This window comes from Microcoleus sp. PH2017_24_DOB_U_A, assembly GCF_020738205.1.
GTDB lineage: Bacteria > Cyanobacteriota > Cyanobacteriia > Cyanobacteriales > Microcoleaceae > Microcoleus.
Genome location: NZ_JAEQCT010000129.1, coordinates 1 through 12,641, shown reverse-complemented (window position 1 = coordinate 12,641; position 12,641 = coordinate 1). Strand labels below are relative to the sequence as shown.

13 protein-coding genes and 1 tRNA gene are annotated in these 12,641 nt (G+C 45.6%); 6 read left to right on the top strand and 8 right to left on the bottom strand.

The window, feature by feature from the left end:
• Positions 1 to 418 precede the first annotated feature (418 nt).
• Positions 419 to 1,111, bottom strand: a complete 693-nt coding sequence (locus JGK07_RS29205) for a GDSL-type esterase/lipase family protein (protein ID WP_293175089.1) — start codon at positions 1,109 to 1,111, stop codon at positions 419 to 421.
• Positions 1,112 to 1,190: 79 nt separating this feature from the next.
• Between JGK07_RS29205 and JGK07_RS29200 the strand changes: the two genes are divergently transcribed.
• The 4 genes from JGK07_RS29200 to JGK07_RS29185 all read left to right on the top strand — a co-directional run bounded on the left by JGK07_RS29200 (position 1,191) and on the right by JGK07_RS29185 (position 3,121).
• Positions 1,191 to 1,424: a DNA-directed RNA polymerase subunit omega gene (locus JGK07_RS29200; protein WP_293175087.1), complete on the top strand. Its 234-nt coding sequence runs from the start codon at positions 1,191 to 1,193 to the stop codon at positions 1,422 to 1,424.
• 348 nt (positions 1,425 to 1,772) lie between these two features.
• Positions 1,773 to 2,417: a hypothetical protein gene (locus JGK07_RS29195; protein ID WP_293175085.1), complete on the top strand. Its 645-nt coding sequence runs from the start codon at positions 1,773 to 1,775 to the stop codon at positions 2,415 to 2,417.
• A gap of 227 nt (positions 2,418 to 2,644) precedes the next feature.
• The gene (locus JGK07_RS29190) at positions 2,645 to 3,010 is read left to right on the top strand and encodes a DUF1818 family protein (RefSeq protein ID WP_293195992.1); all 366 of its coding nucleotides are present in this window, start codon (positions 2,645 to 2,647) and stop codon (positions 3,008 to 3,010) included.
• A 37-nt stretch (positions 3,011 to 3,047) separates the two neighbouring features.
• Positions 3,048 to 3,121, top strand: a tRNA-Pro gene (locus JGK07_RS29185).
• 122 nt (positions 3,122 to 3,243) lie between these two features.
• Here the strand turns inward: JGK07_RS29185 and JGK07_RS29180 are convergent.
• The 7 genes from JGK07_RS29180 to petB form a co-directional block, all read right to left on the bottom strand.
• Positions 3,244 to 3,870, bottom strand: a complete 627-nt coding sequence (locus JGK07_RS29180) for a hypothetical protein (RefSeq protein WP_293175049.1) — start codon at positions 3,868 to 3,870, stop codon at positions 3,244 to 3,246.
• A 187-nt stretch (positions 3,871 to 4,057) separates the two neighbouring features.
• On the bottom strand, positions 4,058 to 5,104 hold the full coding sequence (locus tag JGK07_RS29175; protein ID WP_293175046.1) for a PDDEXK nuclease domain-containing protein: 1,047 nt from the start codon (positions 5,102 to 5,104) through the stop codon (positions 4,058 to 4,060).
• Between the two features lie 173 nt (positions 5,105 to 5,277).
• Positions 5,278 to 5,823: a hypothetical protein gene (locus JGK07_RS29170; protein WP_293175043.1), complete on the bottom strand. Its 546-nt coding sequence runs from the start codon at positions 5,821 to 5,823 to the stop codon at positions 5,278 to 5,280.
• A 225-nt stretch (positions 5,824 to 6,048) separates the two neighbouring features.
• Positions 6,049 to 7,389, bottom strand: a complete 1,341-nt coding sequence (locus JGK07_RS29165; RefSeq protein ID WP_293226299.1) for a cytochrome 450 — start codon at positions 7,387 to 7,389, stop codon at positions 6,049 to 6,051.
• A gap of 536 nt (positions 7,390 to 7,925) precedes the next feature.
• The gene (locus tag JGK07_RS29160) at positions 7,926 to 8,633 is read right to left on the bottom strand and encodes an HAD family hydrolase (RefSeq protein ID WP_293175037.1); all 708 of its coding nucleotides are present in this window, start codon (positions 8,631 to 8,633) and stop codon (positions 7,926 to 7,928) included.
• A gap of 136 nt (positions 8,634 to 8,769) precedes the next feature.
• A complete protein-coding gene (gene petD, locus JGK07_RS29155) occupies positions 8,770 to 9,252 on the bottom strand; it encodes a cytochrome b6-f complex subunit IV (protein ID WP_293175034.1) in 483 nt (160 codons plus the stop codon).
• 566 nt (positions 9,253 to 9,818) lie between these two features.
• Complete coding sequence (petB, locus tag JGK07_RS29150) at positions 9,819 to 10,487, bottom strand: cytochrome b6 (protein WP_293175031.1); 669 nt, start codon at positions 10,485 to 10,487, stop codon at positions 9,819 to 9,821.
• 135 nt (positions 10,488 to 10,622) lie between these two features.
• Between petB and JGK07_RS29145 the strand changes: the two genes are divergently transcribed.
• Entirely contained in the window at positions 10,623 to 10,895 is a 273-nt protein-coding gene (locus JGK07_RS29145) for a hypothetical protein (RefSeq protein ID WP_293175028.1), read from the top strand.
• Positions 10,896 to 11,078: 183 nt separating this feature from the next.
• Positions 11,079 to 12,368 (top strand): carboxyl-terminal processing protease CtpA, encoded by a 1,290-nt coding sequence (ctpA, locus tag JGK07_RS29140; protein ID WP_293195996.1) that lies wholly within the window; start codon positions 11,079 to 11,081, stop codon positions 12,366 to 12,368.
• Positions 12,369 to 12,641: the final 273 nt, after the last annotated feature.

The window sequence follows — 12,641 nt, the reverse complement described above, 5'->3', positions numbered from 1 at the left end:
TTTATTTGTGGCGAGGGGAAGATACGGTCTTTTAAAATAAATATTTTTATGCTGGTTGGTCGATTTTAAAATGCTTAAATTCCTTAAAATCCTTATGTTGCTTATCTTCCTTATCTACCTGGAACTTATAAAGGTACGTAAAAGGTATGTAGTTGCGCTTCAGCGCTCTTTTGGGATATCGGAAAGAGCGCTGAAGCGCAACAACGTACCTAGAGCAAGGTATGTAGTTGCGCTTCAGCGCTCTTTTGGGATATCGGAAAGAGCGCTAAAGCGCAACAACGTACCTAGAGCAAGGTATGTAGTTGCGCTTCAGCGCTCTTTTGGGATATCGGAAAGAGCGCTGAAGCGCAACAACGTACCTAGATTAATGACTAATTGAAAAGAGCGCTAAAGCGCAACTACGTACCTAGACTAATAACTAATGACTAATAGCGAGTAGCGGTTCCCAACTTGTCACATCTTCAAATAAACATTGATAACCGACTTCATTGGGATGGAGACCATCCGAAGTCAGACAAGAACGCCACCAAATATTACCGCGATCGATCCATTTATCAAAAATATCTAAATAGGGAATTCCCCGTTCCAAACAAGCTAACTTTGTGGCTTCTTTATAGCGATATTGGTCAGCGTGATTGTAGTACAAACAATCTTGAAAAGGCATTTTGCTTTCATCCACCGGCACCATCCCGACAAATATCACCGGACAAAGTTGTTGCGATAAATTTAACAAATTATCCAAAACAGTTTTAAAATGTTCAAAATCAGTATAACTGCGCCCAGTAGGCGATTGCACTCTCGCCGTATCGTTGAGGCCTACCGACAGTATGATGGCATCCGGGACGCGGTTTCTGAGCTCGCCCCGGTGCCGAAACTCGTTTTCGAGGCGCTGGGCGACTTGATACGTGCGATCGCCCCGAACGCCCAAATTGTATAAAACGTGTCCTGCACTCTCCGTTAACATCCACTGTCGCCGCAATCTTTCCACCCAACCCCCGCCTACACCGTCGCCGAAACCGTAGATTAAACTGTCGCCGAAAGCAACCAATTTGAGAGGATGAGAATTTACCTGATGCAAGTGACCAAAGGAATAGGCTGTTGTTGCCTGCATAAGCAATGATACTCAGTTAGTAATTTTGAATCTTCGCATACTAGACTAGAATGTAACATTAGATAAAGTAGGTAATCTCATGGTTAAGCGTCCAACCTTCGATTCAACTCAGCTAACCCGTCGGGCAGAAGAGTTGATCGGTGCTGCATCCAATCGCTATCGGATTACGGTGCAAGTGGCGAACCGCGCCAAACGCCGTCGCTATGAAGATTTTGACAATATGGACGACCATCAAATGATGAAACCTGTGATGCGGGCGATATTTGAGATGTCGGACGAACTCACTCAGCCGGAAATTATCGGGGATATCTAGACTTGGGGAGTTTTGAGTTTTGAGTGGTGAATTTCAACAATTTTTGTTAATTCAAAACTCAAAACTTTCTTCAACCAGACTGGCGCGACTGGCAGAAAAATCCGGTTTATTTTTAGCTTTCAAACGAGTGCTAGCCGGAGACCAAGTTACATCTATATACGCAAGCAAGTTACATCTATATACGCAAGCGAGCGGGACGCTCGCACTGCGAAGAAACGCTTTTTACCAAATCGGGATGCTCCCAACCGGGTTGATTTTCGTAAATCCTAAGATGAGAGATTAGGATATAGGCTGGTAGGTGAGTTTAGGAAATTATTCTATTTTTGAATTGAAATTATTGTCAAAACCGTGAAAAAGAAATTCAAGCTGGGCTTCAGTTTTCTGTTAGTTACTTTGAGTGTGGCGATTTTTACGCTTTTGAGTGGGGTATTGGAATCGGGTAAATTAAGTGTGTCGGCTTTGGAACCTTCGCTGCTGCGTGGTTCTGGGTCTAGAGGACTGGTTGCTCAACAATCGGCGCCACAGCAATTGAGGGCGCAAGATGCGTGGAAATTGGTGTATGAAAAAGTGCCGGATTTGCCGATCGAGAATAACTACATTTCTAAGGAAACCGGCAAAGTAGATCCCAACAATACTTTAGTCGGGCGCTTGATTAGATATCATGTGTTTGTTAAAGGACGGCCGCCGAATTACCGTTTTGATTGGAAGTTGAGTTTAGCTGACTATCTGGGGGCGACTCCCGATTATTTGGTGGAAGGCGTGTATCCGGGAAAAGATGTTTTGCGAGAAAATCCTATGGAACGCGATCGCGCTGCTATTCAAAGTTTAAATAGAAAACAGCGGGATGCTTTGGTTCAAGCTTTGGTTGATGTTTTTACCGAGAATTCGGGGCCATCGCGCACACCGGCGGCGGGCGAAACACCAAAAGGGCGATCGACTTCCCCGGAAATACCCCAGCCACAGCCGGGAGATGCAAAGTTGCTGACACCGTAAGCTTGAAGGAGGCCTAGAAACCGGGTTTTTGGCTAATCTGCCTGGTGTAACGCGTCTTTTCGGCATAAACAGATTGGTTCGTAGTGCGGACTTCAGTCCGCAGCGGGAGTGCGGACTGAAGTCCGCACTACGAACCGTTGTTGTTATCGTAATCGACTGGACATGATATAAGCCATAAAATCACCTAATCAATCTAAAATCCAAAATCCAAAATCTAAAATCGCCAGATGGAACGTGTAATTAAGACTGGTGCGGGCTGGCGTTTGGGATGGAACCCAAACGCAGAAGAGTTTCAGGGTTTGGTGGCTGGGGAAGGTTGGGCGATCGAACTCACCGAAGCCGAGTTAAACGATTTTTGCCGGTTGTTGGGACAATTAGCCGCCACAATGAGTCAAATGGCCTCTGAGTTAATGGACGAGGAAAAAATCGCCATTGAAGCCGAAAGCGACTTGTTGTGGGTGCAGTTAGAAGGCTATCCCGAAGCTTACAGCGTGCAGTTGATCTTGAATGCTGGTAGGAGGTGCGAGGGTTTTTGGCCGGCGGCTGCGGTTCCGAGTTTGGTGCAGGCAACCAAAGTTTTAAAAGTTTTTTGACTTTTTCTGAGATTCTATGCTAAGCTGTTAAAGCTGTCGGGGCGTAGCGCAGCTTGGTAGCGCACTACTTTGGGGTAGTAGGGGTCGTGGGTTCAAATCCCGCCGCTCCGATTGTGATAAAGATCGTGATAAAACCTTCTCAAACGAGAAGGTTTTGTTGTTTTTAGCAGTGACTCTTGGTATTGCTGAGTTCGTGACAGTGGAGTACAAAACGTCATCCTCTGGATCCTCTTTTAGGCAAAACCAGGAAATTTCTCACTCAAACTTTGAGAGAAATAATACTGACACCAAAATTCTGCTACTTCTAACAACATCGGTACAGATTTAGGAGTTATACCTGAACCATACTCCGGGGCATAACTTTCTACGTATTCTTTAGCTAGTTTATAGATCCAATAAGGAAAATCGTTGTCTGTGAAACAACGCAGTGCATAGTCTAATTTTAGTAAATTTCCACTGCGGACAAAATGTACTGTTCCCCAGGCAACATTACGACGATCGTCTCCTTGTAGGCTATTAATTGTTCTCAATAACTTACGGATAGATTGCTCGCCTTCATTACTAGGATTTTCTAGGTAAATTTCCATTTGGGCGATTCCTTCAGCTATTACCTGTTTGTGCTGTTCCCATTCTTCCTCGGTATAGTGTTCGGGACAAGTAGCTTGATTCATCTCGTGTTGTACTCGCTGAGAAATGTACAGCGCAAATTTTTCGGCCGCAACTCGATCGGTACACAAACTTTTGATACTTGTCAGTCTGGTTATGGATATAGCAAATCGAGTTTTTTCAAGTTCCTTGGCTGTTTGAACCCATTTCTTGATTTTAGTGGCAATAGGAGTTAGTGAACTTTTTGGTTTCATTTTAATTGATAGAATGCACAAGTTTTGTCGTAGGTTTTTTTAGATTGTACACAAACCTATGTCATAGATGGCGATCGCCATTTCGGTTATTTTCCGGGAATTTTGCTGTGACTCGGGCGATCGTAGTGTCGGAATGTGCTGTTAAATGTTGTCGAATGCCATCTCGTCAATTATTCCATTGTTTTTGTCATAACTCCTCCTCAATCTCCACATCTACCGCTTCTAACTCAGCTTCCAACTGCTCAAAAGTCGGCAAACTCCCCTGTAACTGTTCCGGTAAAGTCTCCCGCAATTGATAAGTCGAAACCCCGATCGCCTTATTCATGTCTCGCAAAGAATATTCCACAATCTTCTGCTTTTTATTCTTGCATAAAATCATCCCAATAGTCGGCATATCGTCCCGGTGTTTGAGTAAATCATCCACAGCCGAAACGTAAAAACTCATCTTTCCCGAAAATTCCGGCTTAAACGCTTCCACTTTCAAGTCAATTACCACAAAACAACGCAAACGTAAATGATAAAATAATAAATCAATATAAAAATCTTCCCCTTCAACCTCCAGGTGATACTGACTCCCGACAAAAGCAAACCCTACCCCCAACTCCAGCAAAAAATCGCGGATACGTTCAATCAAAGCCTGCTCTAAATCGCGCTCTTTTGCTGCTTTACCTAAACTGAGAAACTCAAAATTATAAGGGTCTTTAAATAACTGTTGAGCCAGTTCTGATTGAGGATTTGGCAGAGTGCGAGAGAAATTAGTATCAGCTTTCCCTTGCCGCCGGTATAGTCTACTTTCTATCTGATGAACTAACACATTTCGACTCCATCCTTGCTCGATAGTTTGGCGAATGTACCACTCGCGCTCAACCCCATCTTTCACACTATCCAAAATGCGGATATTATGGCCCCAAGGAATTTGTGCAACAACCTGCTGCACAAATTCAAAATCTGGGTAAGTTTCCGCAAAACTCCTCATATATTTCAGATTGCGAGATGAAAAACCCTTCATCTCAGGAAAAGCTTTTTGCAAGTCAGCAGCCAAAGTGTCTATAACTTTAGTACCCCATCCTTGCTGCTGTTGCCGATTTAAAATATCCTGTCCAATTTGCCAATAAAGCAACACTAATTCTCGGTTAACAGAAACTGCTGCCCGTACTTGAGCATTGCGGATGCGTTCTTTCAGTTCCCGCAGGAAAATATTATAATCTTCTGGAATTGATAAACTATCCACCATAGCTTAACCCCCACATATTTTCTTGAATCAGCGTGGTTTTATAGTCAGGATAGGAAATATAAAACTACGAAAAGTATAGCCGATCAATGTATGTAGTTGCGCTTCAGCGCTCTTTGCTAATCTTATAAAGAGCGCTGAAGCGCAACTACGTACCTAAGTTGTCCTAAATATTTTCAATCTTGAGCAATAATTAAACAATCACTGCCAACTTTCGACAGAAAATCAGGAAATGCTGCTGTGGGGCTGCTATCTTTGTTTACAACTCTGCGGAGTGTATAGCCTTTTTCAGGAGCTCTGCCGAAAAACGAGTTTCTGCGATCCCAGATATCCCCATTGGGAGTGTTCGGATCGCGATCGATCAAAAAATCCATAATCCACGGCGGTACAGACAATCCAAACGCGATCGGCGTGATGTGCCCGTGCTGCAAAGTTGCATCCGAGAAGCGGAATAAGTAGCTGAAGCGAGAAAATTTGACGGCATAAAGTAACATCCGTCCCGCCATTGATGAATGAAATGTCCAGACAACTGGTTCATAAATCCGCAGCAATAATGTTCGTTGGCCAGGATTCCATTCTGAATTGTACATCGTCAGACAATAGTCTGGCAAAATATTCCCGTCCATAAAGAAGATACCTTGCAGGGCTTCTGGAAACTCCGGTGGATGTTCTGCTTTCATCCAGGTTGCGATGTCTTTTAGTTTCTTTGTTTCAATTAACATGGTATTATTTAACCTCTAAAAAATTGTGATTTAGTCTCTGGTTATATACCCCCTTGAGTTCGTTGTGTAACAGGCATCTTGCGTGTTTTTTAAGGGCGGGCGGGACGCCCACTTTACAAGCAATTTGATGTGTTGTGGAACAGGCATCTTGCGTGTTTTTTAAGGGCGGGCGGGACGCCCACTCCACAAGCAATTTGATGTGTTGTGGAACAGGCATCTTGCCTGTTACGATCGCCGAACTTTACCAACGGTACTAATGACATCCACCAGCATCTTCAGTGCGATATCTTTAGCTGGGCAAATCCGTCCCGCACTCCGATCGCCCACCGAATGAAAACCCATATGATAAGGGCACAAATTCTCGCGCTTAGCGTTGAATTCGTACACCGTAGAACCCCAGAAACTCGCGTCTAGATGCCCCAAACTGAGCGGTATCAGTACCTTGGTTCCGGCGGGAAAAGTGCGCTGTCTGCCCCCTACCGTGGCGGTAAATGGCTCTGTCGCGACTCGGTGGGTGGCGCTGACGGGAGCCCAGAGGCGCCCGCATTCCAACAGGAAAAGCTCGATCGACTGGCGATCGTCCAAATCGAGATCGTCCCAAAACTCAGTCGGATTAATTTGAGCCGTCTGTGTTCCTTTATACGCCGGGAGAGGGCGGTATCCCATAGCTGTGTAGCCTAGGTGCAGGGGGCCTTGCAGTCCCGCTATCCCCATAATTGCTGTCATCAGCTTTGCCAATTCCCGCCTAGTCATGCCGTTGTTTTCCGAGCTCACCTCGAAGTCGGCTAGGGCAGGAGAATTTTCGTAGATAGTCGCCGCGCGCTCGATTAAAGCCGACAAATCCCCGTGTCCAAACAGGTTCAGGCTTTGCAGCAGGCTGCCCGCGACGGCGAAGTAGTGCGCTGGGCTTTGGCGGATGTAATGTAAATCGGTGAGAAGTTCGATCGCAGACTTGTCATCTGGGTTAATCCCAAAAATTACGTAGTGCAGGTATGGAACTAAAAATCCCATCCAACCGCGCCTGACATCGGTAAAAAATGTTCCCCCCGCACCGTGCGGCATCTCGGTATAATCGGTGGCTAGGCGATCGAGCAACCGCCTGCTGATTTCGTCTTCTTGGCGATCGCTTGTGGCGCTGTTGAAGAGATATTTTTGCATACAGCTTCGGAATGCTGCGTGGTTGCTGCTACCGTCTGGTTCGCGATCGGACAAAGACAGCAGAAAAAGGTTCCTACCGCCGACATCTTGGTTGGGGGAGAGATCGGCATCAAGCACAGAAGTACCCAGCCGCCATCCGCGCGCCTGAGGCGATGTGAGTGCTTCTTCCAGTGTTGCAAATTCTCCCATCACGACTTGTCCCGCGCAGCAAAAATTAGCCCCGAAAGCCAGCCGTTTTATTGGCAAATAGGTGGGTTCGTTGGCAATTAAACCTTCTATAAGACTGATTATCGGCAGGAACGTTTTGCTGAGGCTTTCTGTCGGATTTTCCAAAGTCCAAGTCTGAAACTCATGCAGTGCCGGGTTCATAAATGATGAGAAGACACCTTCTAAATTTAGGTTCGTCATAATTAAGATACTTTTTGCTAAAAGTTGCTAAACTTTAAAATCAATTGTCTTTGATTGATTAGTACGAGCGGCATCGATCGATAGTTAACTTAATATTTATGCCGTTTGCCCTTGGGTAAAACCGGAAGATTTCTCTAAACATTAAGAAACAGATATATAGTTATACCAATTTTACATCAAGTTAGATATAGCCTTTCTCAAAAAAGTGAGGTATGCCCGCTAGTCTTATGCCCTATGCCCACGGAGGCCTATGCCCCATGCCCATGAGTACCTGATATGAGAGCTTGAAAGGCTATAGAATAAAGATACTGTTGAGAGGTCATGAGTTATGGCACACTGATTCTGGCGATCGCAGAAAGTGCACAGAGCAAGCGAGCAACAACTAAAAAACAGTCGCACCGCTCAAGGGAGAAGTATTTCTGACACTTGTGGAATTGCATGAACGACTGAATCTTGTTCTGCAACAAATCACACCTGAATAAATTTGTTCGCTATCTTCTTACAATTTCATTTTTGAATCTTTATTCGAGGCAGCTTCATATTAAATTGCTATCAAACATCTCTTTCAAACTTGATAGATCGAAAATTTTTGTGCCTTTATAGTCAAAATATTTTCCTTCTCGATCGACTAAAACTGTTTTAATTTTAAGCTGCTTAGCCCCTTCGATATCGTCTTCGATTGAGTCACCAACCATTAACACTTGTGATGGTTCTATATTTAAATCATCTATAACAAATTTAAAAACTTTAGAGCTAGGTTTGCCAAAACCAATTTCTTCACTAATATAAATTTTGTTAATATATTCCTCTAATTTTAATGCCTTGATTTTGTCCCTTTGTCCGTCGGAAGGTCCATTTGTAAGAATAGCGGTATTAATTTCTTTTTTTCGTAAATCTTTTAGCGATGGAATAACATCATCAAATAATGTTATTCCGTGATTTGCCTCTTTCATATAAATATCATTTAGTGCTGAAGAAAACGCTAAACGATTTTCGCGTTCGCCTGGTATAACATCAGCATAGCGACGCAACCTATACTCGTCCCTAGAAATAATTCCCTTAACAAACTGTCGGAACAAGGTAGGCTCTATCAAGCTATAACTATTCCAAAATTGATTAACATCTATGCCAGATGATTCAAGAACTCGATTAACAAGACTGATTGCATTTTTTTTAGCTTTCTGATAATCACAAAGTGTATCATCTAGATCGAAAATGACATATTTTATTCTATGCAACTTCATGTAAAATTGGTATTTTTTATATCGATCTGTTTAAAGTCTAAAATCCCAAATAAAATGACGCCCGCGAAAGTTTCCTAGCAGTACAAAAGCACTTTATCGGAAACCCGCGGGCGTCAAAATCAAACAAACTTAAATCTTAGAACAGACCAAGCGTGAAAGATTTGTCGATCGGGAAAATAGCACCAATACCCAACCACAGAGTTACCGCAGTTCCAAAAAGGAAGACTGTAGTAGCAACAGGGCGGCGGAACGGATTTTGGAACTTGTTAACATTCTCGATGAACGGAATCAAAATCAAGCCAACTGGAACACCGGCCATGCAAGCAATACCCAACAATTTGTTAGGCAAAACGCGCAGGAGTTGGAACACAGGCCACAAATACCATTCCGGAAGAATTTCTAGCGGAGTAGCAAAGGGATTGGCAGGTTCGCCAATCATAGCCGGGTCTAGTACAGCCAAGCCGACGCACAGAGAAATCGTTCCCATGATCACAATTGGGAAAACGTAGAGCAAGTCATTGGGCCAAGCTGGTTCGCCGTAATAGTTGTGACCCATGCCCTTAGCGAGCTTAGCGCGTAGCTCTGGATCGCTCAAATCTGGTTTTTTGATAATAGACATAGTGAGAGTGTTCTCCTTTTAGTTTTGCCCGGGCCTGGCATTCCGCTGTATTCGTTAGTCCGAATCAGCGGGGCGATCGCACGAAGTATTGACCGTAATAAATATCTTGACATCCTCACCGCCGTAAAACGGACGGTGATTCCTAAACCTCACGATTTAGGTTTCTGCTTCATCGCAACTGCCTCCACCCTAGGCGCGAGTTTATGGCCTTACGTTCGCTCCACAGACTATCCCCGCAAGCCTTGCGGTTCTTGTGTGTCGAAATCCAAAAAAGGAGTTCTCATTTTTTTGGTTGATTCTAGGGGTGGACTGTCCATTGCCCTATCCTCTTTTCCCGGTCTACCGATTTGTCTGCGCCACCAGTTTTACTGGACTTCGCTCGTTAGGCTGTCTGAATCCATCGTCTCGGGTGGGTCAAGGACCACCTTAATTATACTGAAAGATTTGTAAAGCCGTCCTGGAAGGACGGGGTTTCAAACCCAATTTTCTGATGAGAGATGAATTCTGAATTTTCAACCCAAAATTCCGCAGGGGGGCAAAAAAATACCTCCCCCACAACTCAAAATTTACAATGGGCCAGAAATGCCTTGCTTGCGAATCATCAAGAAGTGAGCCAGCATGAAGACGATAATCAGCCAAGGCAACACAAAAGTGTGCAAGCTGTAGTAACGAGTCAAAGTGCCTTGACCGACGCTGACACCGCCGCGAAGCAGTTCTACCAGTGTAGAACCGACAAAGGGAATGGCTTCTGGTACGCCGGAAACGATTTTAACTGCCCAGTAACCGATTTGATCCCAAGGCAGAGAGTAGCCGGTCACGCCGAAAGAAACAGTGAGAACCGCCAAGATTACTCCTGTCACCCAGGTTAATTCGCGGGGCTTTTTGAAGCCGCCGGTCAGGTAAACCCGGAAGGTGTGCAAAATCATCATCAGTACCATCATGCTGGCAGACCAGCGGTGGATGGAGCGGATCAGCCAGCCGAAGTTGACTTCATTCATCAGATATTGCACTGAAGAAAAAGCTTCTGCTACCGTGGGACGGTAATAGAAAGTCATGGCGAAGCCGGTGGCAAACTGGATTAGAAAACAAACTAGAGTAATGCCGCCCAAGCAATAGAAGATGTTGACGTGGGGAGGTACATACTTTGTAGTGATGTCGTCTGCGATCGCCTGAATTTCCAGGCGTTCATCAAACCACTGGAAGGTTTTTGAGTCGGTGATTTGTTTAGAAAACATGGAGCCAGAATTCCTAAAAGAATATTGCTGTGGTTGAGGTTCATTCTCAGCAGCCACAAGGTTTTTTTGTCGCCCCGCGCCGAGCAGTTGGCTTTTACTAGCAAATGCCTGAGGCTATTTTTAAATTTGGAGCTCATGAAAGGAAATCTCTTGTGCGATCGCCCGCGAGCACTGGGAAACCAAGCTAGAGCTGAGCCCTACTCGCTGGCGTTGCGCGATCGAATTCCAGACTGTGATAAAAAATGTAACATAATTGCTGTACAAATTTCACGGAGCGATGCTTTTGCCTTCGTCTCAAATAGCATTTTCTGCCAGCTCAACATCCGCCCCAAGCTCGCATACAGCCAAGAACCCAGCCCAGGAGCAAAGTCCGAGTCCGCCAGAGGGTGGCTGGGAGGTAAAATTTAATATTCATGATAAAACTTCACTAATTTTGCGATTAAATGTTACAATTAACTAATTTTTTGTTCGCGGCTGGGCAATGATGAATCCTGAATGTCTCCGGGACAGTTGACTGCACAAAAGCTTAAAAGCTTACAAACTTAAAATACAGGAAATGCCATACTTGCCTATCTTTGAGACAAAAAAATCATGCAGAGACGAGTTTTCCAGACAGCAATTATCTTCTTCCTCCAAGTCGTCCTGGTTCTAGGCGCATGGGCTCTTCCGGCGGCGGCGCTAACTCCAGAACAGCAGTTGTTGAGCGAAGCTTGGCGCATTGTCAATCGTTCCTATGTGGATGACACCTTCAACTCGAAAAACTGGTGGTCGATTCGCGAAAAAGCCGTCAAGGAACCGCTCAACGACAGACAGCAGACTTACACGGCGATTCAAGGGATGCTGGCAAATCTTGACGACCCTTTTACTCGACTGCTCAAACCGGAACAGTACCGCAGTTTGCAGGTCAACACTTCGGGAGAATTGACGGGAGTTGGGCTACAAATTGCGATCGACCCCGAGACAAATACCCTAACAGTAGTGGCTCCTTTGGCGGGCTCGCCGGCGGATAAAGCCGGCATTCAACCGCTCGATCGCATTTTGAAAATTGACGGCACTCCTACCTCAGAATTGAGCCTGGACGAAGCAGCAACTCGAATGCGGGGCCGCATCGGCACTCCTGTTACTTTGACCTTGGGACGCGAAGGAAGGGAGGTTCCTGAAGACATTGAGCTGGTGCGCGATCGCATTGCTCTCAATCCGGTTTATGCCGAATTGCAGTCCGGGCCGGACAATTTACCGCTGGGCTACATTCGCCTGAGTCAATTCAGCGCTAACGCCACCGAAGAAGTCGCCCATGCGATCGATCGTTTGGAAAAACAAGGCGCCGCCTCCTACATTCTCGATTTGCGGAACAACCCGGGCGGGCTGTTGCAAGCGGGGATTGAAATTGCGCGCCTGTGGATCGATTCTGGGACGATCGTCTACACAGTCAACAGACAAGGCATTCTCGGCAGTTTTGAGGCTTCTGGACAAGCCTTAACTGGCGATCCGCTGATTGTTTTGGTGAACAAGGGAACGGCCAGTGCTAGCGAAATTTTGGCGGGTGCGCTGCAAGATAACGGCAGAGCTCAACTGGTGGGCGAAAAGACTTTCGGGAAAGGACTGATTCAGTCGCTGTTTGATTTGTCCGACGGTTCCGGGTTGGCTGTAACTGTTGCGAAGTACGAGACACCGAACCACACGGATATTAACAAATTGGGGATTTCGCCCGATCGCGCAGTGCCGCTAGAACCGATTGCGCGCGATCGAATTGGCACTGAAGACGACTTACAATATCAAGCTGCACTGCAACTACTAAAAGAAAAAACCGCGATCGCAAAGACGGCGGTTGAAACCGCGCCCAGACAAACAATGTCCGCCTCTGCCGACGGAAGACAATAAAGTAATTTCAACCACCCTTTCTTCAACCCGCACTCCTGCGGGTTTTGTTTGTACAGGCGCGAATTCCATTCGCCCCCTCTTGTTTCTTGAACCCGCATTCCTGGGGTTTTGTTTGTATAGGCGCGAATTCCCTTCGTCCACTCTTCTGTCTGCGCGGTGCACATCCTACAACAATCTGGTTGAGTCGAGGGGGGATATTATTCCCCGCCCCTCTCAGTTAGAACCGGACGTGCGATTTTCACCGCATCCGGCTCCCGATGTTCTTGGCTTACG